The organism is Paenibacillus tritici (assembly GCF_018207515.1).
Classification (GTDB): Bacteria; Bacillota; Bacilli; order Paenibacillales; family Paenibacillaceae; genus Paenibacillus_AQ; species Paenibacillus_AQ tritici.
In genome coordinates this window covers 1,825,646-1,849,919 of sequence record NZ_CP073365.1, presented here as the reverse complement: position 1 = coordinate 1,849,919, position 24,274 = coordinate 1,825,646, and the positions used below count along the sequence as shown (strand labels likewise).

The following is a 24,274-nucleotide window of genomic DNA, read 5'->3' as shown; positions in this document are numbered from 1 at the left end:
ACTTTGGTATTTTGGTTAGATGTTGAGGAGGCAGTCATGGAGAAGCCAGTGAAGGTGCCAATGAAGGTGCCAACGAAGGAACCAATGAAGGAACCAATGAAGGAAAATCAAAGGATGCCCTATATCTGCAAGCTGATCTATGAGGCCTACCGGGTTCCGGTCATGTGGCTGGATGAAGAAGATCACCCGGATCTGACCCTGCCTCCGGCGGTCGCCGGCCGGCCTGCCGTTCAGGAGGCGGTCAGCCTGCTGGCTGAGATTATGGATCATGCCCGCAGGAGCAGATCTGGTGTTGGGGCGGCGGCGGGCATGGCGGCAGAAACAGCGACGGACATAACGGCAGGGATGACAGCGGGCATGGTGGCGGGGACGGCGACGGACATAGCGGCGCAGAGTGCGGAGGGTACAACCGCAGGGATGGCAACGGGTTCGGTGGCGGGGACGGCAACGGGCATGGCAGCGGGCGTGGCGACAGGAACCCCGGCGGGCACAAGCACAGGGCTGGAAGCGGACATCGTGGCTGAAACAGCCACGGGCACGGCGAAGGTAGCGGACACCGATGCCCCTGCTAGTGTTGGGACGGCGCCCGTCACCCCCGCTCTGCCGGTTCTGTATACCACCGGCTACCTGGAGAATTTCATTATTCTCCAGGTAGCCGAAGCAGATCTAAGCTGCGGTGCAATCGTCATCGGTCCGGTGCTTAGTGCCCCGATTACCGGAGACAATGCCGCCAGCCTGATGCGCGACCACAGCATTCCGCCCGGGCAGCAGGAAGACTGGCTCCAGTATTACAGCAGCCTGCCTGTATTAAACCGGATGCGCTGGTATCATGCGGCGCTGCTGCTCTACACCCTTGTTACGGGGCAGCAGTTGTCTATAACGGAGCTGCTACTGACGGCAAGTACGCCTGCCGGGCCTGCTCCTTCTCCGGGCGACAGCCCGGATCTGGATCTTTCCTACCGCCGCGAGACGACCTGGCTGCACCATGACCCGATGCTGGAGCGGGAGATGTTCCGCCATATTACGAACGGAGACAAGGCAGGGCTGCTGCGGACCCAGGCTTCTTTTGCCGAAGAGAATTACGGACGGCTTTCCAAGCAGAGCCAGCTGCGCAGCAAAAAAAACCTGGCCGTCTCCTCCATAACCCTGGCAACCCGCGCAGCGATTGAAGGCGGGCTGTTCTGGGAGATCGCCTATACCCTCAGCGACTTCCACATTCAGCATATAGAGGAACTCCGTGATATTCCGGCAGTGGACCGCGCCATGGTTGCCGCACTCTGTGACTTCGCCGATCAGGTACTGGGCAGCCGCAGCTCCAAGCTCACGCGTATCTCCGCCCTGTGCCAGAATTTTATATATAATCATTTATATGAGGAGCTTCCGCTCAGCAGGCTGGCCGAATTCACCGGTCTTAATGCCAGCTACCTGTCCCAATTGTTCAAAAAAGAGACCGGAACCGCCATCAGTGACTATATCCAGCAGGAACGGATCGAAGAATCCAAGCGGCTGATCGGACTTCCCGGCATTACCCTGTCGGATATTGCTTCGCGTCTGCATTTCAACGACCAGAGCTATTTTACCAAAGTGTTCAAGAAATATACGGGTCTCACACCCGGACAATACAAACAGCATCCAGAGCAGTTTCCGCGCTTCAGATAAGTAATTTCAAGCTGTCTGGTTAGTCTGGCTGTGACTGTGACTCCGTCGCTGGTAGCAAAGGCTGGACTATTCTGTAACCTGGATGACCTTCAATAACTGAGAAATTATAGTATGATTCAGGTAAGAACGCATTACTACTTTCTATAATAGGAGGGGTTCCATTTGATTGGTAGCTTTGTATTTGTTGGAGTAGTTGTGTATATCGCTATATTAGGCATTAATCACAGCAACCGAAATGCCCGCCATAAGAATTACGGGAACAGGAATAACAGGAGCTACTGGAAAAGGAATAATTCTGCGGATAGTTTTTTCTTCCCGGGAGTTGATCCGAACATCTCCTCCGGGGACAGCCGCGATAATCATCGTCACCATGACGGGCACAGCGGCGCCAGCCATCACCATGGGCATCATACACATGATCATAACCATGGCGGCAGCAGTTGGGGCAGCGGCAGCCACGGCGGCTGGGACAGTGGCGGCCACGGCGGCGGCGATTCCGGTGGCGGGGATGGCGGCGGTGGCGGTGGCGGAGACTAACAGAATGAACAACCGAGCCTCACAGTTGCCATGAACGGCGGCCGGGAGGCTCTTGTGGTGAGCGGGCAGAAGTGGGCGCCTGCTTTTAAAACTAACTATTATTGTTCTCCCATAACTTCCCTCAACCCCTCGATCTCGCTCTTCATAGAACCCGTTTTGTTGAACGGCGGTGAATTTTCTTCTGCTAAATCTATCTACCGATTGGATAAGCCGGGATGTTACTGTGAATTATAGAATGTTACTGTGAACGATAATAGGATGTTACTGTGAACGATAGCAGTTGGATTTTGTCCACTTGCTGATGAACGAATGGTCGCTTCTACAACAGCAGGTGGAATAACAGCACTTAAATAATCACAATTCACCCAAAAAGGCAGGAAACCGCATCAGTAGATGCTGTTTTTCCACTTGCTACCCTATAATCGTCAGAACCCGCTAAATTAAGATACATTTTTCCACCTGCTATCCCTGAGGCCCGGAGTCGGGCGGCGATTCTGCTCCTCAATCTCGCCTACTGCCCACTTCCAGCCGGATCAGTGGGATTTATCCCTTTCATTTTCTCATACAGGCCACTTCCAGCCAGATCAGTGGGATTTATCCCTTTCATTTTCTCATACAGGCCACTTCCAGCCGAATCAGTGGGATTTATCCCTTTCATTTCCTCATCCAGCCCACTTTCGGCCAGATCAGTGGGATTTATCCCTTTTATTTTCTCATCCAGCTCACTTCCGGCCGGATCAGTGGGATTTATCCCTTTCATTTTCTCATACAGCCCACTTCCAGCGGATTGAGGTGCAGCTTTGCTCCTCCTTCCCGCCTGTTGTCCACTTCCAGAGGATTGAAGTGCACTTTTGCTCCTCCTTTCCTCCTGCAGCCCACTTCCGGCGGATTGAGGTGCACTTTTGCTCCTCCTTCCCGCCTGTTGCCCACTTCCAACGGATTGAGGTGCACTTTTGCTCCTCCTTCCCGCCTGCTGCCCACTTCCAGCGGATTGAGGTGCACTTTTGCTCCCAATTCGCTCCTGCCGCCCACTTTCGACGGGTACAGCGGGATCAGAGAGTTCTGGTTGGGTTCAGCAGGATTGACGGAATTAGTGGGTTCGACGGGCTCGATGGGATCAGCGAATCCATCGGATTCAGCAGGATTGACGGAATTAGTGGGTTCGACGGGCTCGATGGGATCAGCGAATCCATCGGATTCAGCAGGATTGACGGAATTAGTGGGTTCGACGGGCTCGATGGGATCAGCGAATCCATCGGATTCAGCAGGATTGACGGAATTAGTGGGTTCGACGGGCTCAGTGCGATGAGCGAATCCATCGGGTTCAGCGGGTTCGACGGAATCATTGGGGGCGACGGGCTCAGCGCGATTAGCGAATCCAGCGAGTTCAGTGGGTTCGGCGGGTTGCGGTGGAATCGACGGGATCGGCGAGTTCAGCAGATTCAGCACAATTGAAAGCTAGGCGACCCCATGTACACACACCCAAAGAGGCCAGCATCTTGATGCTGACCGTCTCGTCTACACGATAATATCTCATTCCTTAGCAGGAGAGAGGGTAAGGGTAAATGTCTTGTCGAACGGGGTCACCAGATTCACCAGGACCGACTTGTAGTTTTTAGGCGGCCTGGACTCACGGGCCGTAGCGCCCAGATGAGCCATTTCCCCACCTGTAAAATCAATCCAGTCACCGCCATAACTATAACGGAACTGTCCTCCGCTCCATAGTGAGTTATCCTCATCCACCATCTCCAGCTCCCCCGAGGCGTTATCCTCACCCGCCGTCTCCAGCCCTCCCGAAGTGAGGTTGCCCTCCCAGCCGAAGTTGAAGGATAGCTGAGCCATAACCTGTGCAGGCTCCTCGCAATGCAGCCGGAGAGTCCAGCCTGTCGCTGTACGGTGTATCTCCGTCTCCACGGAGAGCGTCTGTTCATGGGTCAGCGGACGGCTCTGATGCGGCAGGAGATACCAGGGACTTACTTCTGTAGCAGCTTCCGGCGGAAGCAGCGCTCCTTCAACCGGTCCATAGTAGCCTTTCTTCTGCACGCCCTTCAGCAGGTAGCCGTCCGGCAGTCTGGTCATCTCCTGCATCGGCACGAAGCCGGGATTGAAGCTGGAGGTTAGCTGCACCGCCAGCAGCCTTACGGCACCGTGACGCATCGCGAAGAAGGAGGGCGTCTCCGTGATCAGTGTCACGCTGGTCTTCCCGTCTCTGAGCCGGGCCACAGGCGCCCCGAAATCGGTATGCAGACGGCTGTGGTAGATCCGCCCCTGATGCCCGGCAGACTCCATCCGCTCCAGATAACCGTTCCGCAGGAAATCACCGTTCAGTATTCTCTCATACTGTACCGGAAGCTCCGCCGTTGTCTCCGGCGGCTGCTGCAGCTCCGGCTCCAGCAACATCCGCACCAGGGCATTCACCGAGCAGACGCCCGGATTTTGAAGTGACCGCCCCGCCCATTCGGCCATGCCGGCCAGTACGGCATCCTTGTCGGACCGGGCAAGAATGGCATAAGGCAAATAGTAGGGAGACAGATCATGCAGGCTCCCCAGATCCTGCCGGCCGGAATAATCGGTCACGACCTCACCCGAAGGATGGACCAGATAGACCATCATGTGCAGGTTCCGCCGGACCGGGTCCAAAAGCTGCGGCTTATTCAGCAGCCGGGCGGCATGTATAAGCATGATGTCGCTGACTGCGCTGTAGATGCCGTTGCTCCGCTCTGTCCATTCCCCGTCCGGTGTAATGTCCATGCCTTCCGCGAGCCACTGCTCCGCCCGCTGCAGGACCTCTTCCCCGCCGAACAGCTCATGAAGAAACCCAAGGGCCGCGCACATGACCCAGCGGTGATTCGGAGTATGAATCCCGCCTGTAAGCATGACGGGAAGAGTCCGCTCCAGGAACAGGCGCATATTGGCGAGAACCGGCTGAAGCGGCGGCCACTCCTGCTTCAGCAGCAGTTGATACAATTGGGCGTAGCCAACCACGACAAAAGCCGTATCCGGCGGAGAATGATAGTTCGTCCAGCCCGGAGAAATGGACCCGTCCTTATGCTGAAAGCGCAGCACGAACTCTGTGGCCAGCTTCAGCCGGTCCAGAAGCTCCTCATCCCGGTAGTATCTGGAATCCGGGTTCACCAGAGCGGCCCCCCAATAACACATGTCCGTTGGAGTGCCGGTGGTATGATTCACCCAGGCAATCCCCGTATGCGGATCAATGGTCCCACCATAATACAGACTCTCCTGATCCAGCACCTGCCGGGGAATCCCTTGTTCTACCGCTCTGTCATTGCTATCCACCAGTTGCTTATACATTGTGCTTCCTCCTTGCAGAAAATCTTGCTATATAGGACTTCCGGCCGCTGCCCATCCCCAGATTTCTTCTTTTGCTTTTTGTTCAGCCTATCCCCTGCCCGCCAGCTTAGCCGTAAGCAGACGGTGGCTCTCATGGATCTCTTCCGGACGGCAGGCTGCCTTCAATTCGTAGACCTTGACCTGCGCCCGTTCAATCATGGGCAGATAGGCGTCATAGAAATCGGGATTCCCGCTGTTCACATAGGGACACCAGTGGTCGGAGAGGCCAATCGTCTCATGGATGTGGACACCGACGATGTCATCCATCAGCCCTTCCATTTCCCCGATGCTGTCGTACAGTCCCAGCCGGTCCATCATAATGGCATGACCCGTGTCATACCAGATACCGACCGGCGCTCCCTTTAAGGCATTAATAATCGTCCCCGCTTCCGCAAGCGTCGGAATCTGCTGCGGCTTGGAGCGTGTCTCAATGCCGAAGCGGACATTCAGCCCCTTAGACACCGCGCGGTTACACACTTCGTCCAGACTTTCAATAATGGTCTGCACATAACCTGCGCTATAGGCTTCACGCCGTTCCATCAGCTCTGCCCACTTCCTGCGGTAAGCCTCCGATTCCTTGCCTTGCCCGCCATAGAGCTGCTCCAGCTCCCCGGAGATATCCCCCGGAAAAGGTACTTCGCCGGGATGCACCACCACGGCTTCACCGCCATAGCGATGGGCGTATTCCGCCGAACGGACCAGCAGGTCTACTGCCCGCTTCCGCTTCTCCCTGTCTGCGAAGCCCAGCAGCACGGAATCCGTGCCATAATCAGGGTCCGCCACGTGGGGGAAGGTATTATGCACACTGGATACGCCGATTTCTCCTCGCTCCAGCATCGGTTCGATCGTAGCCAGCATTTCCTCCGTCACATTATAATTCAGCTCCACCCGCCGGAAGCCCAGCTCACGGATCTCATTCAGCATCCCGTCACCTGTAGTGTGACGTCTGATGTTCCAGCAGGTGGAGAATGAGAATTCGCCTTTATCCTCCATATCCTTCTCTCCTTTCCCTATACCGCAGTGTTGCAGGTTAGCCCTTGACCGCACCAAGCATAACACCACTGACGAAATATTTCTGCAGCCATGGGTAGACTACGAGAATCGGAACGGTAGCGAAGACGACAGTAGCAGCCTTGAGGCTCTCCGGCGGCAGCTTGGCACGGACAGCCCCCTCCAGCTGTGTCAGCTCAGAGATCATATTGTTCTGAACCATCTGGAAGAGCTTCAGCTGAAGCGGATACAGATCGGGATTATTGATATACATCAGGGAATCCTGGAATCCGTTCCAGCGGCCAACCGCGTAGAAGAGCGCAAGTGTAGCCATAACCGGCATGGATAACGGCAGGACGATTTTCATCAGAGTACGGAAATGCGAGCTGCCGTCGATCTCGGCTGATTCCTCCAGACTCGGCGGGATGCTGCGGAAGAACGAGATCAGGATAATCAGGTTGAACGGGCTGACCAGACCAGGCAGAATCAGCGACCAGACGGTATCAATCATATGCAGATCACGGATCAGCAGGTATTCGGGAATAATCCCGCCGCTGAAGAACATGGTGATGATGATCAGATACATGAACATGGTGCGGCCCTTCAGCTTGCTTTTGGTCAGCGGATAAGCGGCTGCGATGGTGAAGAGCATACATAATACCGTAGTGGCCACGGTCAGGATAATAGTGAAGATCAGCGAGCGGATCATTGCACTGTCAGTAAAGACTTGCACATAAGCCTTCCAGTTCAGTTCAATCGGAAAAATCGTTACTTCCCCCGAGGTAATGGCCCGCGTGGAGCTGAGGGACACCGCAATCACGTGTACAAACGGAGCCAGACAAAACAGTACGAACAGGGCTATAAAGGTCACATTAACGATATCGAATATCCGGTTTGAGGTACGTTCACTCATAGAACTCCGCCTCCTTTCTTCATGATCATAGAATGCCGTCGCCGGTCACTTTTTTCGATATATAATTGGAGCCAAGGATGAATACCAGTCCAACCACTGCCTGGAACAATCCAACTACAGTCGCCAGCGTATACTGGCCCGATTCCAGACCAATCCGGTAGACGAAGGTACTGAGCACATCGGAATATTCACGCACTGCCGTATTCCCGATGATGTAAGGACGATCGAAGCCGATGCTGACCATTTTCCCCAGGTTGAGAATCAGCAGGGTAATAATGGTAGGTTTGATGCTGGGCAGCGTAATGTAGCGGATCTTCTTCATTCTGGTCGCCCCATCCACCTCGGCCGCTTCAAACAGCTCGCGGTTGACACCGGTAAGCGCTGCCAGATACAGGATGGTTCCCCAGCCGGCGCTTTGCCAGACACCAGTGAACAGATAGGTAATCAGCCATGGATTTTTTTCGGTCAAAAAAGGAATGGGGTTCAGCCCCATGCTCTCCAGCAAACCGTTCACCATACCGGATTGGTTGCCGAACAATTGATAGACGATTCCCCCGATAATCACCCAGGAAATAAAGTGGGGAATGTAGAGAAGGGTCTGTGATATTTTTTTGAACCATACCGACTTCACTTCATATAGCATAATGGCCAGAATAATCGGGGCCGGGAAAGATACTATCAAATCCAGAAAGTTCAACAAGAACGTATTGCGCAGACTGCTGTAGAACTCTTTCATGCCAAAGACCTCGCGGAAGGCATCGAAGCCGATCCACTCACTGCCGTTGATTCCCTGGAACAGGTTGAAATCCTTGAAGGCAATCTGTACCCCATACATCGGGCCGTAGCGGAAAATCAGGAAATACATAATGGGCAGTGAAAGCAGCGCGTATAGTTGCCAGTACCGTCTGATGTAGGACGCTTTGCTCAAGTTACTCTCCTCCTATGGAGAAAAAACCGGGCAGAGCAGCATGCCAACTCCCCCCGGTTTTCACTTTTTTTTAGTTTATTTGGCTGAAATCTCTGTAAGCGCCTGCTCCAGCTCCGCTTTCAGCTTGTCTCCGCCCAGAGACATGTAGTCCTTCATTTCCTGCTCGAATATAGCATCGAATTGATCCGGCTTCGCCATCGCGGTCTTCACGATAATAACGTTGAGCTTGTCGCTGAGCGTAGTGCCGTATTTGGATTCTGCTTCAATCGGCTTCCCGAAGACGATAGGACCCACGGTATCCGTGTTGGCAATGTCGATCGACTGCTTCAATGGTTCCTGGTTGTTCACAGGGAATCCGCTGATCCATGCCTTCTCATTCATAGCCTGGTCGCCGAGGTTCTTGCCGTTGGAGATAATCGCGGTGTCCCCGGAAGTGAACAGACGGTCCTGGAATTCCTGGGATACATCAGCCTTCACCACCGGGATGCCGTCCACCATATCGTAGTTCTCGCCCTCAACACCGTTGTAGATGTCAATCAGATTGTTGCCTGTCGCCATCCAGTCAAGGTATTTCACCGCTTCCACGGCACGTTTGCTGCTCTTAGGGATCATGATGTACATGCCGTTCGAGGCATAGCGGGATTTGATATATTTATTGTCCACCTTGGCATTGGTGAGGATATCCGCAGGCAGCAGCTTGCTGCCCGGTACATTCTTGTAGAGATTATCCAGCGTACCGTCAGCATAGAACAAGGTATCCACATCCTCGGAGAAGAAGCCGACGTTACCGTTCTGAATGTCCTTGGACACCTGGGCTTTGTCTTCATCCAGACTGAAGTCCTTGCTGACCAGCCCTTCATTGTAGAGCTTGTTGAGGAACTGTGCCGCATCCTTGAAGCCCTCATGCAGCGGCAGCTCGTAGCGCTGGCTGTAGGTCAGATCGCCGCTGATCGGCTTAATGAAGGAGTAGATCAGGGTCTCTAACTGAGCAGAGCCAAGTGACATTCCCATCGGGATGGTTTTGCTGCCAAGCCCGCCCGGGTCCTTCTCCTTAAACGCTTTCAAAGTAGTGTACAGCTCATCAGTGTTCTTCGGTACCGGAAGACCCACCTTGTCCAGCCAATCCTGGCGGATGTAGGAGGCGTAGCGGCCCGTGATGGCCCGTTTGCCCGGTATGGCGAACTGCTTGCCGTCCAGCTGGCCGAAAGCCATCGTCTCGTCACCAATGAATTTCTTCAGCGTCTGACCATGCTCTTCAAGAAGGGGACCGACATCCGTCAGACCGCCCTGCTGGGCATAACGGTAGAAAACGCTGGAATCATAAGTAAAGACAATATCCGGCACATCGGAGTTACTCGCCATCAGTACATTCAGCTACGTAACTTCCTCTGAACGCTGGACCGGTACAAACTCAACGTCAATGTTATTGGGATCACCGAAATTTTTCTGAATCATCTGGGACATAAAGTTATTGGTAATGGTGTATTGCTTCGGACTTTTACCGCGGTCGAAGATCTCCACCTTTAGAGTGACGCGTTCGGCTTTACCGGGTGCTTCTGTACCTCCGGCTGCCGAATTACTCTTGCCATCAGAGGAGCAGCCTGCAAGCAGCGTAGCCCCCATTACTGCGGTCAATCCGATGCCGATTGCCTTCTTCAGAACTCTTTGGTTTACGTTCACTGTCATTGTTCCATCTCCCTCGCCTTAGCAGGCTATAATGGTGACTTCATGATACCCCCGAGCTTCTATAGTGCCCGATTCTTAGCGGTGTCCCTCAAGCAATATCGGCCTGTGGTGTTCAAGGCTGCTTGCTTGTTGCTTCGGGATGACCACAGTATTCCATACCTTTGGCGGGTCTGACAATAAACCTGTTTCGGATGGGCAATAGCACCTTAATTCGGACATCCGGTTTATCCGACCAACGATTTTCGTACGATAAACCGCTTTCACATGGGCAAAAATACAGGCCGCATCGCTGTTCGCACCCTTTTTCGGAGGTTTGCGGACGAGGGATGCGGCCTGGGTGTAACGGGAGTGTAGCTGATGTAACCATGCTGAAGCTTGTGTCCCAGCCTGCGGCTCAGGTTCTGGAGGCTTCGCGGCGTTTCGAGGAGCGGTAATCGCCCGGCGTGATGCCGGCAATCCGTTTGAATACCCTGCCGAACGAAATGGCATTCGCATACCCTACTTGAAGCGCGATATCCTGCAGGGAATAATCCGTCTCCGCCAGCAGCTGCTCCGCTTCCTTCATCCTCAGCTCCGTGAGGAAGTCCACAAACTTCATTTTGAATTCTGTCTTGAACAGATAGCTGGCATATTTGCCGGAGACCTGGAACCGGTCACTCAGATGCTTCAGCGACAGATCGGGATTGGCGAAATTCTCTTCGATATAATCCTTCATCTCATTGACCATGGCCCGGTAGCTTTTGGTCTCGCTGACCGAGACATAGGTGCGGAATAAATCGGTGACATATTCGAATAAAATAGCCTTCACTTCATGAATGGCCTCGGCCTCTTCCAGCTGCTTCAGCCGGACCTGCGCATTCTCCGCCGACAGCTCGTCCTGCAATTGCTCGGACATCACGGCTACTTCACGGCCCAGCATCTGCAGCATAGCCTGGATTAAGGAACGGATCCCTTCGTCCTTCAGGAAGTCCTGCTCAAACGCCTCAAAAATCCGCTCCAGCTGCTCCCGCCACTGTCCGCTCGACATGCGGAAGTGCTTCACGAACTCTGCGATCATCTGCAGATATTTATACGTCTCCAGCAGCGGCTGGCGCGCTTCGCCGCTCTCGGCCAGAGCGATATCCCCATAGATCAGCAGCTTATGCTGCATGACATATTCGGCTGCCGCATAAGACTCCCGGATCTTGGCCGGCCCGGCGGCTGCAGAGCCAATCCCGAAGCTGAGCGAGATCCGCAGATTCTGCTCCACCCAGGAGCGGCAGTCCTCCGTGAAGATGCGGATTCTGGCCGCCATCTCCTCATCGCTGCCGGTTGCCAGGAAGAGAATCGCGGCACGTTCGGTTCCTACCCACTCTGCCCAGCCCTGCAGCTCCGCATTCCGCGCCAATTCCTGGAACACATTCATCAGGGCAAACTTGAGCGTATTCTGGTCGCCGCGGGTATAGCGGTCCTCGAAAACCTGCTCATACCGGTTAATCTCGGCTAGTACAACCATGAAGCGCGATGAGGCCTCGGCGCCGGTAAGCGGCGACAACTCCTCCAGCCGCTGGGTCACCTGCTCCAGCCGCTCGCTGTGCAGCAGATCGGTGAACAGCTTGCTGCGCTGCAGGAGCAGATTCTCCCTGCTTTTTTTATCATAATCGGTCATGTGGTTGATCAGATCCTCCAGCACCCCGTCAATCAGCATCATCTCGTCAGGCCTGTCGGTGGACTGGTCCATCATGCGGATCTGATGGCCTTCAATCCGGTTCATAATCACCTGGATCGGTTTATAATTGCGCCGGGTCACATAGATCAGATACAATATCGCACATACTACGGTCCCGACGGCAATCGCTACCCAGAGATAGGAGACTACAGAAACCCAGTTGAACAGGTTCCCCGCCTTGATTCCGCTTGTGAACGTCCAGCCGTTTCGTTCCAGATTCAGCGTATTCAGCAGCTTGCCGTGGGCGGCACCCTCAGTATCGGAATGCGCCTGATATACCATTTTCCCGCTGCTGTCCAGAATGGTCATGAAAGAAAGCTGCTGGTTGACCATACTGTCGATTAGCTGCTCCACGGCGCTCATTTTGATATTGATGACCAGCATCCCCCCGGAGCCGAAGGGAAGCGGCATCGCTTTGTTGGTAGTCAGCACACGGATGGGAGTACGCTGAAACTGGTCGGAATTATACTCCCTGACCGGCTGCCACCCTTCCGGCACTACTGGAGTAGAGGTCATGGCCTTGATCCAGTCCTCGTCGAAGAATCCTTCAAGCTCCTTCAAGCCTGACTCCGTTAAAACGCTTCCATGGACACGGTCATACAAATAGACCGATTGAATATACGAAGATTCCTTCATCATATTGCGCAGACTCTGGGCAACCGCATAGACCGTTCCCTGGTCCGGCTCGCCCTGATTATTGAAATAGAGCTTGTAGATATCGGTTCGCTCCACCGCTTCCAGCACCGACAACTCGGCTTCTTTGATCGTCCGGTCCACACTATCCCTGAGATAGCTGGCTGAGATGCGGTCGGCCTTCTTCGTCTCCATCCGGGAGATATCGTTAATGAACACAAATGAGGCAAAGATCAGAATCGTCACCGTCAGCAAAAAAATAGGGAAATAGGACAGCAGCAATCGGCGATACCAGGTACGAAACAATAGATAACCTCCTCCACAACCATTCAATATACCAGGCCGCGGTCCGGCCGCTCTAACACAAACACCGCCCAGAACGAAGCTGCTGCCAATGCAGACCTTCTGCTGAGGGGCATACACATTCTGCTGTAGTGATTATAGAAAATCTGATGCTGACATTATAAAAATCTGATGTAGCGAACATAGGTGTTCTGATGCTGGCATTATAGTAACTCTGATGTAGCGGCCATAGGTGTTCTGATGCTGGCATACAGGAGTATAACTCTGTGCGAATTCCTGCCATTATAGCATACGCACTCCCGGTCCAGCCAACCAGATAAAGTCAACTCACCGCAGCTTTTTTCCCCGCCAGCCTAATATGCCCCGCCTGCTTGGTTTAAGCACGCTAGGTGTGGATATATGTGGAAACATACGGTGGACGGATGCCAGCAGAAACGATGAGTTATATAGATTATTTGGGCAGCAGCCTGCGGCCTAACATTCTCTGGAGTCACGGATAAGCAGAAGCTTGCAAGTACAATTTATATAGCTTAAAAGGATGGGCGGCGGTCACCCGGGATTTGATTTCTCGCCTACTCCTTCCCGTCTACCGCCGACTTTTGGAAATGAGGTGCACTTTTGCTCCTCAGGTCCGCCTCCCGCCCACATCTAGCAAACTCAGAGGGATGTATCCCTCTCCTTCCAGCGTATCGCCTACCTCCAACAAACTCAGAGGGATTTATCCCTCTCCTTCCAGCGTATCGCCCACTTCCAGCAAACTCAAAGGGATTTATCCCTCTCCTCCCAGCGTATCGCCCACTTCCAGCGTATCACCTACTTCCAGCCGCCATCTAGCTACCATCCCCACACTTCCGGCGGGTGATAAGCTCCTCCTCATATTCTTGCAGCCCCCATCAGCCACCATTCCATGAAAAAACGGAGTACACACAGCCGCAGCCGTGCATCCCCGCATTCTCTCACCCGTCAGCCATAAAGGCTGCCACCTATATGACTTATAAACTGCTATAAACCACTGAGTTCCCGGATATAATGCCGTGCCTTGATGGCATATTCCAGCGGATCGGCCAGCGCCGGGTCCTGCTCCGCTTCGACGACGAACCATCCCGTATAGGGCGAGGCAGCCAGCTCGGCAAAAATCTCACCGAACGCAATACAGCCATCCCCCGGGACAGTGAACGCTCCAGCTTTTACCGCCTGGAGAAAGCTCAGCTTCTCCGCAGTCACCCGCCGGACTACTTCCGGCCGGATGTCCTTCAGATGCACATGCCTGATCCGCGGCAGATGCTCGCGCAGCACCTCCAGCGGGTTCTCACCGGAGAAGGCCAGATGCCCCGTATCGTACAGCAGCGACACTTCACCAGGGTCGGTAAGCTCCATGAGCCGGGTGATTTCCGCAGCCGTCTGCACACCGGTCCCCATATGATGGTGATACACCAGTGTCATGTCCTTCTCAGCCGCAAGCCGTCCCAGTCCGCCCAGACCAGCCGCAAGCGCCGCCCACTCCTGATCGTCAAATACCGGTTTCTCAGCGAACAGCGGCGTGTCCATCTGCCCCTGAATGCTTCGTCCCTGTTCGGACACTACAATGACTTTGGCGCCCATCTCATGCAGGAAATCACGGTGTATGCCAAAAGCTTCTGCCGTCTCCTCATACGGGCGTACCGTCAGGTAAGCACTGAACCAGGCACTGGCGATCTCCAGACCGCGCAGCTCCAAGGCCCGGCGCAGCACCTCCGGGGAGCGCGGGTATTTGTTGCCCACCTCACTGCCCTGATACCCGGCAAGCGCCATTTCGCTGATGCACTGCTCGAAGGTATTACCCTGCCCAAGCTCAGGCATATCATCATTCGTCCAGGCAATCGGAGCAATGGCCAGCCGGACGGCATGTTCTCGGAACATCATCTTGTTCTTCCCCTTCCACAATCCCATGTATGGCAGGCTTCATCTTCATCATGATCCTCAGTAGCTACGGGCTTTCTCCAGTTCGCTGGATTTGTGCCGGTAAGCAGCCTGCACTGCCTCACTGCCGGATACTTCAGCTACACCCACATTCCACCAGGCCCCATAGCCATGGGTCATCGTCTTGGGCAGCACCTTGATGTCGATCAGCGTAGAGCGTTCCGACTTCCGGGCCGCCGCCAGAGCAGCCTGAAGCTCCCCGGCTGTTGCTGCCCGGAAGGTCTGAACCCCATAACCAGCTGCGCTCGCAGCATAGTCGATACGCATCAGCTCACCGCTGAGCTGGCCGTCCGCACCCCGGTGACGGAATTCCGTCGCCATGCTGTCCATTCCCTGCTCCATCTGCAGGTTATTAATGCACCCGAAGCCTGCATTGTCCAGCAGAATGACATTAATCTTGCGGTTCTCCTGCAGGCTGGTTACCAGTTCGGAATGCAGCATCTGGTAACTGCCGTCGCCGACCAGCGCGTAGACCTCGCGCTGCGGCTCGGCTATTTTGATACCCAGCGCACCCGAGATTTCATAGCCCATACACGAGAATCCATATTCCATATGATAGGTATCCGGCACCTCCGAGTTCCACATCCGCTGCATGTCTCCCGGAAGACTGCCTGCGGCTCCAATGACAATTGCATCCTGCGGTATGGTGTCATTGATGATCGCCAACACTTGCGTCTGTGTAAGTGAAGTACCCAGCACCCCGGCATACTCGGGGAGCTTCTCATCCAAATGACCGGCCACCTCCGGGACAAAAGGCTCCGCTGAACGATCAGCCTGACCCTCCGTAACGCCGCCTTCCGTCATGCCACCCTGCAAGCTGCGCTCATCTCCGGCATTTCCCGGATACTCTACACCGGCGAGACGTTCTCTCTCCGCTCCCCAAGCCTTCTTGGCCTCTGCGATCTCATCCGTATACGCTGAGCGGTACCCCCGCTCCTCTAGAGCTGCGGATAACGCGTTCAATCCTTCCGCAGCATCACAGACAACAGCCAGCGCATCCAGCTTGGCCGCGTGATAAGGCGAGGCGTTGAGCGTCAGGAACTCCACCTCTGGATGACCGAACAGACTCTTCGAGGCTGTCGTGAAATCCGTAAACCGGGTGCCGACGCCGATCACCAGATCAGCCTTCGGAGCCAGCGCGTTGGCGCAGCCATTGCCGGTGACACCGATACCGCCGAGGTTGTACTCGAAGCTGCTGGCGACCGCGCTTTTTCCGGCCTGCGTCTCTCCGAACGGGATGGCGAATTTCTCTGCAAAAGCGCGCAGCGCCTCTCCGGCATCACTGTACCGGACACCGCCGCCGCAGATCAGCAGCGGCCGCTGCTTGCCCGCAATCAGCTCGGCAGCAGCAGCGATCTCCGCTGGGTGCGGAAGCCGGGGAAGGACGCGGTGAACTCTTTTGCGGAAGAAATCAAGCGGATACTCCCAAGCCTCCCCCTGTACATCCTGCGGCAGCGCGATGGTTACCGCCCCGGTATCCGCCTGATCCGTCAGCACCCGCATTGCATTAAGCATGGCCGACATTAACTGCTCAGGCCGGCAGACCCGGTCCCAGTATTTGCTTACGGCCTTGAAGGCGTCGTTAACCGAGATCGACAGATTGTAGGTATGCTCCATCTGCTGCAGCACCGGGTCCGGCTGGCGGGTGGCAAAAGTATCCCCCGGCAGCAGCAGCACCGGAATCTGATTCGCCGTCGCTGTAGCGGCAGCCGTCAGCATATTGGCCGCCCCCGGCCCTACCGAAGCGGTACAGGCCATAATCTTCCGCCTGCGGCTCTGCTTGGCGAACGCGGTCGCGGCATGAACCATTCCCTGCTCATTGCGTCCCTGATAGACCGTCAGTTCCCCCGGCGCTTCCTGCAAAGCCTGCCCGAGTCCGAGTACATTGCCATGTCCGAACACAGTGAATACACCGTGCACGAACCGTTCCGGCCCGCCGCCGAAATCGACATATTGCTGATTCAGAAATTTAACCAGCGCCTGCGCTGTCGTTAATTTGATCCGTTCCACCTGATGTCCTCCCTTCGTCTTCAACCTATTGCCAACGGGCAGTGACCACTTTTTTGCGCGTATAGAATTCCACCCCGTCGCTTCCGTTCGCATGAAGATCGCCGTAGAATGAATCCTTCCAGCCCGAGAACGGGAAGAAGGCCATCGGTGCCGGTACGCCAACATTCACACCCAGCATCCCGGATTCGATATGCTCGCGGAAGTAGCGGACTTTGCCGCCATCATTGGTGAAGATACACGCTCCATTCGCAAACCGTGAGCGGTTCGCAATCTCCACCGCCTCGGCGACATCCTTCACCCGGATGACCGACAGCACCGGCGCAAAGACTTCCTCCTGCCAGATCTTCATCTCCTCCGTCACTCCGTCGAACAACGTTGGCCCGATAAAATAACCCGCTCCCTGCACCGCAGCATCCTCCCGGCCATCCCTGAGCAGCTTCGCCCCTTCGGCGATCCCCTGTTCAATGTAGGCAACCGTCCGGTCTTTATGCCCCTGCCGGATCACCGGCCCAAGGAACGTATCCTCCGCCAAGCCATTCCCGATAGTCATGCTGTTGCATTCACGCAAGAGGATGGAGATCAGCTCATCGGCCACTTCCTCCTGCACCGTTACCACAGAACAGGCCATACAGCGTTCCCCGGCAGAGCCGAAGGCCGCATTCACAATCTGGGAAGCCGAAGCCTCCAGGTTCGCGTCCGCCAGTACGATGGAATGGTTCTTCGCTCCGGCCAGCGCCTGGACGCGTTTCAGGTGGTCTGTTCCTTTTTTGTAGACATATTCCGCCACCGGCTGCGATCCGACAAAAGAAATCGCCTTCACATCCGGATGCTCCAGCAGGCCGTTCACCACCTCATGCGCACCGTTCACCACATTGAGCACACCCTTCGGCAGTCCGGCTTCCTCCAGCAGTTCCGCAAGGCGTGCCGCCAGCAGCGGTGTACGCTCCGAGGGCTTCAGCACAAAGGTGTTGCCACAGGCAATCGCCAGCGGGAACATCCAGCAGGGTACCATCATCGGAAAATTAAACGGAGTAATCCCGCCGACCACCCCTATCGGATAGCGGTACATACCGGACTCAATGCCAGTCGCAATATCCGGCAGCTGCCGGCCCATCATCAGCGTCGGGGCGCCTGCCGCGAATTCTACACATTCGATGCCGCGCTGCACTTCGCCGTAGGCTTCTTTGAAGCTTTTGCCGTTCTCCAGCGTGATGATCTTCGCCAGCGGCTCCCAATTCTCGACCAGCAGCTGCTGGTATTTGAACAGAATCCGTGCCCTGCGCGGCACCGGTGTGGTGGACCATCCGGCAAAAGCTCCCTTGGCCGCCGCCACCGCCCGGTCCACATCGGCTCTCGAGGACAGGGGAACTCTGCCCAGCTCCTCACCCGTCGCCGGATTAACTACCTGCTCCGTCTGCGCTGTATCCGCTTCTACCCATTGTCCGTCAATATAATTCTTCAGTATTTGTGCAGTTGGTACTGTCATTCTGTCCACTCCTTCGGCTCTATTGATGTCTGCTGGTAATGATTCCGTCTGTTCTGCTGCTGCCTGAATGTGTAATCGCCGCCGGTTCCTTCCGTCCCCCGCATATGCGCTTATTGTGCGCCTGATGTAATCTCCTCGTTCGAGAGCAGGAAGTCTTCCAGCTCATTGAGGGTTGGCATGGCATCGGAGCAGCTATGGCGGGAGATGACGATGGATGCCGACGCACTGCCGCGCCGCATCGCCTCGCTGACACTATGCCCGTTCATCAGACTGTGGATGAAGGCTGACGCATACGAATCACCTGCACCGAACGTCTTCAGCACCTTAGCCGGAAAAATACCGCTTCTATGGCTCTGACCATCCGCTGTATAAGAGATCGAGCCGCTGCCGCCATGCTTGATGACCACCAGCTCCGCCTGATGCGCGAACCAGCGGGCTGCCGTTGCCTGATCATCGGCACCAGCCAGATTATACAGATTCTCCATCATGTCGAATTCTTCGCGCGTGCCGATGATGCAGTGGCTTTTCTCGGCAGCGAGGTTATAGTAAACCGCTGTTTCAGCGGCTGATGTCCAGGTATAAGGCCGGTAATCGAGATCAAAAAACACGGTAACCCCATGCTTGCGGGCAAACTCCAGCGCCAGGAACACCGCTTCACGGGAAGGGCTCTGCGCGAGAGCGGTTCCGGAGATGAGCAGCGCTTTGGAGCTGCGGATGTACTCCTCCGAGATTTCCTCCGGCTTCAGCAGGAGATCGGCCACATGATCCCGGTACATTAGAATGCTGCATTCCTGCGGGCTCTTAATTTCTGTAAAAGCCAGCCCCGTCACCGCACCCGTCCGGTCCACGCAGACCTGGCTGTCGTCAATGCCATCCTTTTGCAGATAGCTGCGGATGAACCTGCCCATCTGGTCATCGGCAATCTTGCCGATGAAGCCGGTGCGCATGCCAAGCCGCGCTGCACCGATGACAATATTAGCCGGAGAGCCGCCGACATATTTGGTGAAGGTCATCGTCTCTTCCATCGGTCTCCCGGTTTCATTGGCGTTCAGATCTATACAAAGCCGGCCAACGGCGATTAGATCCATCTGCCGGGTAGGGTCGAACTGTAAACCGTTCATAGTGATGCCTCCTTGATCGAGCTTAGGGAATAAGGTCGTTGAGTGACCGCGTGTTGGTTGGTTGATTGTTGCTTGGTTGGTTGTTGGTTGGTTGTTGGTTGGTTGGTTGGTTATTAGTTGATTGGTCGATTGGTCGATTGAATAGTTGATTAATTGGCCAGTTGTTCTTTCTCAGAAAGTTATTTTCTTTTTTCGTGGGGGTAGGGTAAGCGCTTAACCTAATTTTCCTCTTTAGTATAGATTAGAACAAGACATTTGGCAATGATCAATTTGAAAGCGATAACAAACGGGGGATTGCAAACTAAGCTGATGAGAGAACATCGGGGTATTCCAGCTCTCACAGTAAATAAGTGGAAAAACGTATCTTAATCCGCCGATTTTTGAGAGATAGACGGAAGCAAGTGGATAAACAGCATCTACTGGCGGCAGTTTCGCTACTTTGGGGAAATTATGCTAATTTAAGTGTCATTTATCCAACTACTGTTTTGGCAGCGTCCATTCATTCATTAGCAAGTGGAGAAAATCCAACTAATTCCCGATTACTCTAACTTCCAGATTACTCTAACTTCCAGGCTTGTCCAACTTGTTCTCTGGGTGCTTTTAGCTTTGTTTCACAAGTAGGAACCGCTAGGCCGTCCTTTCATAGGACAGCCTCCGTCTCAGCAAAAAACCCCACAAAGTGGGGTCTATCTTTAAAATATAGAATTGATATGCTTCGCTCAATAGATATTTTTAATCTTTATCGCTGAAACGGATGCCATCCTGTCGAAGGACGGCGCAGCCGTTTCTGCTTGAGGGTCACACTGGTGCTGCCCAGCCTATGAATTTATCGCGGAACCGGGCCTGTAGAATGGCGGATTACCAGCTCCGGCATCAGCATAATTTTCCGCTTGGGGCTGGCCGGATTACTGATCGACTCATTCAGCAGAATCATCGCCTGCTCTGTCATCTCGCGCAAAGGCTGGGCGATACTGGTTAATGTGGGATGGCAGATTTCTGCCAGTACCGTATTGTCGAAGCCTACTACAGACAGGTCGCGGGGAATGGACAGTCCGGCACTCCGGGCTTCTTTGAGCACCCCGATCGCCAGCAGGTCATTGCAGGCAAAGATGGCTGTAGGACGGATGTCTGTGGCCTGATTGAGCATCTCTGCTGCTGCCGTGCGGCCGTTCTCCAGTGTGGCCGAGGTGTGTATCATGTTAGCCGGATTGTCACAAGCTATTCCCTCCGCCTTCAGCGCATCCAGGAAACCTTCCACACACAGCTTGCTCCCCGGCAGATTGTCGGAGATAATCCCCAGCCTGCGATGGCCGAGGGCCAGTAAATATTCTGTTGCCTGATAGCCGCCCTTATAATCATCCACCGTGACGCTGTGGCTCTCCAAGCTGCGGATATCGGCTGAGAACAGCACGAGCGGCACATGATCGGCCACCAATCCGCGAATCAGCTCAGGATTCCCGGGATGAGACGCAATGATCAGGCCATCCACCCGTTTGCGCAGCAGCAGCGAGATATACCGTGCAGCCTTCTCATCACTGCGGTCCGTACTGCACACGATTAAGTCACTGCCCTGTTCCTGGGCATAATCCTCGATACCACGGGCCGTCTCAGCAAAAAAAGGATTGGCAATATCGGGAATCATCAGCCCGATGGTTCCTGTCCGGCGGTTGGTCAGGGCGGAAGCTACCATACTTGGCTGATAATTCAGCTCCTCCATGACCCGCCCTACCTTTTCCCGTGTCTTGATACTGATCCGTCCGCTCTTATTCAACACCTTGGACACAGTAGCGATGGAGACTCCCGCTTCCCTTGCCACATCATAGATTGTAGGTTTCATCGTTATTAAGCCCGCCTTTGCGTTCTAGCCTTCTTATAACTCGATTATAAGGAAGTCCTCCGGCGGTGTCTATCTACCCGGCACACGGCCTTCTCCGCAAAATAGAGACCGCAGAAACTCAGACAATGTCTGCTTTCGGACTTCTTTGTTCTGGATTCGGCTTCCTTGGCTTGCATTCAGACTTCCTTGTTCTGGATTCGGACTTCCTTGTTCTGCCTTCGGACTTCCTTATTCTGGGTTAAGCTTCCTTATTCTGTACTCAGCTTCCTTGTTCTGCCTTCAGACTTCCTCCTTATTGAAATCCTGTCCAGATTAAAATCCTGACCAGAATGCAACATTCCTTCACCGTCATCGGCTCTAAACCATAATTGTTGCCTCAAAAGCAGGATTTCGCCCTCTCTAAGCAATTGTAGCAAGACTATTCTTGTATTCTCTGCAACATCTCTCCCGGGCACCCGGCTATCTATGAACACAAGTTGCAATAACTACAGCATTTCAGCATTTCAGCATTTCAGCATTTCACTATTTCACCAGTAATTTTGCATAAAAGTTAACACGGTATATCTACAGGGGGCAGATTACTGGAAATGTATATCTTTCCACCTTTATATGAGGCGAGTCTGAGGGGGATTTTGCTTGGTGCGAGCTCAAAAGACAAAAAAAAGCCTTCCCCAATTTAGCGTTTAACAACACCCGTTTTTTTGGATTGGTCTAGCTTCAGTTGTTTGCTTCCCGTTCAGTTAGTAAAAGAGAATACGGTCTTTTTTCAGTCGCTTGGGATGGATCCTTGGCCTTCCGCCCTTTTTCCTTCGCCCCTTGCTGGTTCGCGTCTTTACCTGGTTTAGATGGTTTAGAAAATCTGCGTATTCTCCAGTCAAATACAACCGGAACACTGCTAATAGTCGTCCGATTCGCTGGTGGGGGGCATGACGCAAACGAAGGTGCTCACACAGCACATAGGCAATCAGATTTAAATAGATCTGGTTCCATACAGCTGTCGGTGTACGACTGCTGTACAGTTTTTTGAGGTGGAGGTTAGACTTCATGAACTTAAAAAAGAGTTCCACCTTCCAGCGATACCGGTACAACTCCGCCACCTCTGCCGCCGTCACATCCCAGCGATTCGTCAGGACGCGAGCCAGGTGAGACTTTCCTTTCTTGTCCACATAGGTGTACTCCACTAGCCGAAAAACACCCGTTTCCCCGGTTTCCGGCGAAGCGATTTCCACCGTGGCATCCCGTTTCAGAAAGGGCTTCGTGACTTTCCGCGTCCGCAGAACCTTCACCTTGCTGTTGTGCTTCAGACGGGCTACGAACTTGATTCCTCTGCGCTCCCAATCCATAAATTGCGCATAGTGGAGGTAGCCTCGGTCCAGCAAATGAGTGACTTCTTTCTTTAGCACCAGGTGCTCCAGTACTTCCGAATCCAAGTCCGCCACCGTTCCTGTGGAAAGCACCGAAGCAGTAGGAATGGCGCTGGTTTCGCCGGTTAACTGCAAGCAGGTGTGCATTCTCACCGCATTGGTCCCTGTCTGCTGAAACGCCCACTCCCCGCGAAGCCTTCCCAAGGTTAGTGTGGAGGAATCGACCGCTGCTAAAGGACCGAGTTTCTGTAAGTGTTTGGGCAGAGGCGGCCCTTCTTTTTCAAGTAAGTGCTGGAGGCGGGAGTGGTAGAGTTCTCGCATTTGTTCAGGTGGTAATTGGCTTAGCTTCCGGTTCAGAGACGAAGGGTGAATGGAAGTCACCCCGGTCCGCTCCTGATAGCACGGCGTCCGCAACAGATTGTCTGCTATATTTTGTACCCCGGGCCGACGACTTAATATGGCTTCTAAAAAGAGAAAGGCGGTACTGCCCCACTTCAGTTTTTTAGCGTAGCGGTCACCGAACAACAAGCGCCCTTTCGTTTCTAACCATGAAGTGACTTGACACAACAATCCTTTTTCCGCTAACTTATAAAGCAAGAGATCTCCTTTCGTGGGTGTCGTAACAACTTCTACGATAAAGGAATCTCTTTTTTTGTGCAATTTTTTGGAGTCCCATTAAATGTTAGGTTGTTTGCAAAATTACTGCTATTTCACTCCAGATAATCGCGGGTCCTCCAGCCGCTGCCCGCTCCGGGGCTTCTTCAGATGTGAACCGCTGTGCTTATCTATAATTTGTGTATCCCCGCGTCAAAAGGCCTCCGCTACGCGGAAGCCCCGGATTAATCTATGAATTTGCCTCGCGGGCTTCGTTCAATTTCCCCTCGCAGACTCCGTTCAATCTTCCCTCTCGGACTCTGCACTCTTCCCTCCCGGGCTCCGTTCAATCTTCCACAGCAGCCGTACTCTGCCCCGACTTGAACAGCCATTCATGATCTGGATCATTATGGAATACCCAGGTGCGGACCGGACCCGCCATCACGTTAAGATAATACGAATCATAACCCGGCGGCGCGGAGACGGGGTGATATCCCTCTGGAACAAGCACGATGCTCCGGTCAGATACAGCCAGGGTCTCGTCTAAGCTGCGGTCGTCATTGTAGACCCGCTGCACCACAAAGCCATGGGAGGGGTTCACCCTGTGATAATACGTCTCCTCCAGATAGGATTCGGCCGGCAGGTTATCCTGATCATGCTTATGCGGCGGATAGCTGGACCAGTTGCCGCCGCCTGTGCGCACCTCCACTACCAGCAGACTCTCAGCCACACTCTGCTCCGGCAGGATATTAACGACACGGCGTGACATGCTGCCATACCCCCGGTCCTCTGCAACCGCATCGGCTGGAGTAATCAGCCGTGCCGGATATTTGCCCGTTCCCGGAGCCAGACAGGCTGCAAGCTCCAGCTCTGTCAGTGCTGTAACCTTGTAGTTCGCTCCCGCCGGAACATACACCGCGTATGGAGCCATATCTTCAAAGACCGACATACGCCCGCCGATACCTGCGAACAGCTCGCCATCCACACTGATATCGGCCTTGCCCGCAAGCAGTACCAGGCAGACCTCGTTCCCTTCTGTACTACGGTCCAGTGTATCCCCGGCCTGCAATTGGTACACCTCGAACCCTACATACTTCCATCCGGCAGTCTCCGGGCTGACCGCAGCCACCAGTCCGTCCTTGTCTGGCGCTCCAGCCTTAATGATTAGTTCGGACATTTTCGCTCATCCTCCTTC

The 24,274-nt window shown here is 54.2% G+C and carries 16 protein-coding genes and 1 pseudogene; 3 read left to right on the top strand and 14 right to left on the bottom strand.

What is annotated here, in order from left to right; translation table 11 throughout:
- Nucleotides 1-36: 36 nt before the first annotated feature.
- Both KDC22_RS07870 and KDC22_RS07865 read left to right on the top strand, forming a co-directional pair.
- Complete coding sequence (locus KDC22_RS07870; protein WP_211722638.1) at nt 37-1,659, top strand: AraC family transcriptional regulator; 1,623 nt, start codon at nt 37-39, stop codon at nt 1,657-1,659.
- Nucleotides 1,660-1,821: 162 nt separating this feature from the next.
- The gene (locus tag KDC22_RS07865) at nt 1,822-2,196 is read left to right on the top strand and encodes a hypothetical protein (protein ID WP_211722637.1); all 375 of its coding nucleotides are present in this window, start codon (nt 1,822-1,824) and stop codon (nt 2,194-2,196) included.
- A 511-nt stretch (nt 2,197-2,707) separates the two neighbouring features.
- On the opposite strand, the gene KDC22_RS07860 is transcribed toward KDC22_RS07865, so the two are convergent.
- On the bottom strand, nt 2,708-2,956 hold the full coding sequence (locus KDC22_RS07860) for a hypothetical protein (protein WP_211722636.1): 249 nt from the start codon (nt 2,954-2,956) through the stop codon (nt 2,708-2,710).
- A 134-nt stretch (nt 2,957-3,090) separates the two neighbouring features.
- On the opposite strand from KDC22_RS07860, the gene KDC22_RS07855 reads away from it, so the two are divergent.
- Nucleotides 3,091-3,651: a hypothetical protein gene (locus KDC22_RS07855; RefSeq protein WP_211722635.1), complete on the top strand. Its 561-nt coding sequence runs from the start codon at nt 3,091-3,093 to the stop codon at nt 3,649-3,651.
- Nucleotides 3,652-3,729: 78 nt separating this feature from the next.
- Here the strand turns inward: KDC22_RS07855 and KDC22_RS07850 are convergent, their stop codons facing one another.
- The 13 genes and pseudogenes from KDC22_RS07850 to iolB all read right to left on the bottom strand — a co-directional run bounded on the left by KDC22_RS07850 (nt 3,730) and on the right by iolB (nt 24,256).
- Nucleotides 3,730-5,508, bottom strand: coding sequence for a hypothetical protein (locus tag KDC22_RS07850; protein ID WP_211722634.1), 1,779 nt, complete (start codon nt 5,506-5,508; stop codon nt 3,730-3,732).
- Between the two features lie 87 nt (nt 5,509-5,595).
- Nucleotides 5,596-6,540, bottom strand: coding sequence for a sugar phosphate isomerase/epimerase family protein (locus KDC22_RS07845; protein WP_211722633.1), 945 nt, complete (start codon nt 6,538-6,540; stop codon nt 5,596-5,598).
- Between the two features lie 37 nt (nt 6,541-6,577).
- Nucleotides 6,578-7,450 (bottom strand): carbohydrate ABC transporter permease, encoded by an 873-nt coding sequence (locus tag KDC22_RS07840; protein ID WP_173131193.1) that lies wholly within the window; start codon nt 7,448-7,450, stop codon nt 6,578-6,580.
- A 25-nt stretch (nt 7,451-7,475) separates the two neighbouring features.
- Complete coding sequence (locus KDC22_RS07835) at nt 7,476-8,315, bottom strand: ABC transporter permease (protein ID WP_246553683.1); 840 nt, start codon at nt 8,313-8,315, stop codon at nt 7,476-7,478.
- A 138-nt stretch (nt 8,316-8,453) separates the two neighbouring features.
- Nucleotides 8,454-10,064, bottom strand: a pseudogene (locus KDC22_RS07830) (extracellular solute-binding protein).
- A gap of 394 nt (nt 10,065-10,458) precedes the next feature.
- Nucleotides 10,459-12,711, bottom strand: coding sequence for a helix-turn-helix domain-containing protein (locus tag KDC22_RS07825; protein ID WP_211722632.1), 2,253 nt, complete (start codon nt 12,709-12,711; stop codon nt 10,459-10,461).
- A gap of 999 nt (nt 12,712-13,710) precedes the next feature.
- Nucleotides 13,711-14,607, bottom strand: a complete 897-nt coding sequence (gene iolE / locus KDC22_RS07820) for a myo-inosose-2 dehydratase (protein WP_211723937.1) — start codon at nt 14,605-14,607, stop codon at nt 13,711-13,713.
- A gap of 60 nt (nt 14,608-14,667) precedes the next feature.
- On the bottom strand, nt 14,668-16,677 hold the full coding sequence (gene iolD / locus KDC22_RS07815) for a 3D-(3,5/4)-trihydroxycyclohexane-1,2-dione acylhydrolase (decyclizing) (protein ID WP_211722631.1): 2,010 nt from the start codon (nt 16,675-16,677) through the stop codon (nt 14,668-14,670).
- A gap of 25 nt (nt 16,678-16,702) precedes the next feature.
- Entirely contained in the window at nt 16,703-18,163 is a 1,461-nt protein-coding gene (locus KDC22_RS07810) for a CoA-acylating methylmalonate-semialdehyde dehydrogenase (RefSeq protein WP_211722630.1), read from the bottom strand.
- 110 nt (nt 18,164-18,273) lie between these two features.
- Complete coding sequence (gene iolC, locus KDC22_RS07805; RefSeq protein ID WP_211722629.1) at nt 18,274-19,284, bottom strand: 5-dehydro-2-deoxygluconokinase; 1,011 nt, start codon at nt 19,282-19,284, stop codon at nt 18,274-18,276.
- Nucleotides 19,285-20,110: 826 nt separating this feature from the next.
- Entirely contained in the window at nt 20,111-21,121 is a 1,011-nt protein-coding gene (locus KDC22_RS07800; protein WP_211722628.1) for a LacI family DNA-binding transcriptional regulator, read from the bottom strand.
- A gap of 740 nt (nt 21,122-21,861) precedes the next feature.
- Nucleotides 21,862-23,082: an IS4 family transposase gene (locus KDC22_RS07795; RefSeq protein WP_211722627.1), complete on the bottom strand. Its 1,221-nt coding sequence runs from the start codon at nt 23,080-23,082 to the stop codon at nt 21,862-21,864.
- A 343-nt stretch (nt 23,083-23,425) separates the two neighbouring features.
- The gene (gene iolB, locus KDC22_RS07790; RefSeq protein ID WP_211722626.1) at nt 23,426-24,256 is read right to left on the bottom strand and encodes a 5-deoxy-glucuronate isomerase; all 831 of its coding nucleotides are present in this window, start codon (nt 24,254-24,256) and stop codon (nt 23,426-23,428) included.
- Between the last annotated feature and the right edge of the window lie 18 nt (nt 24,257-24,274).

Excerpts from the sequence above, each read along its gene's own strand:
- KDC22_RS07870 (WP_211722638.1), top strand. The coding sequence starts at position 37 with ATGGAGAAGCCAGTGAAGGTGCCAATGAAGGTGCCAACGAAGGAACCA.
- KDC22_RS07860 (WP_211722636.1), bottom strand. The coding sequence starts at position 2,956 with ATGAAAGGGATAAATCCCACTGATCCGGCCGGAAGTGAGCTGGATGAG.
- KDC22_RS07850 (WP_211722634.1), bottom strand. The coding sequence starts at position 5,508 with ATGTATAAGCAACTGGTGGATAGCAATGACAGAGCGGTAGAACAAGGG.
- KDC22_RS07845 (WP_211722633.1), bottom strand. The coding sequence starts at position 6,540 with ATGGAGGATAAAGGCGAATTCTCATTCTCCACCTGCTGGAACATCAGA.
- KDC22_RS07840 (WP_173131193.1), bottom strand. The coding sequence starts at position 7,450 with ATGAGTGAACGTACCTCAAACCGGATATTCGATATCGTTAATGTGACC.
- KDC22_RS07835 (WP_246553683.1), bottom strand. The coding sequence starts at position 8,315 with ATGTATTTCCTGATTTTCCGCTACGGCCCGATGTATGGGGTACAGATT.
- iolE (WP_211723937.1), bottom strand. The coding sequence starts at position 14,607 with ATGTTCCGAGAACATGCCGTCCGGCTGGCCATTGCTCCGATTGCCTGG.
- KDC22_RS07810 (WP_211722630.1), bottom strand. The coding sequence starts at position 18,163 with ATGACAGTACCAACTGCACAAATACTGAAGAATTATATTGACGGACAA.
- iolC (WP_211722629.1), bottom strand. The coding sequence starts at position 19,284 with ATGAACGGTTTACAGTTCGACCCTACCCGGCAGATGGATCTAATCGCC.
- KDC22_RS07800 (WP_211722628.1), bottom strand. The coding sequence starts at position 21,121 with ATGAAACCTACAATCTATGATGTGGCAAGGGAAGCGGGAGTCTCCATC.
- iolB (WP_211722626.1), bottom strand. The coding sequence starts at position 24,256 with ATGTCCGAACTAATCATTAAGGCTGGAGCGCCAGACAAGGACGGACTG.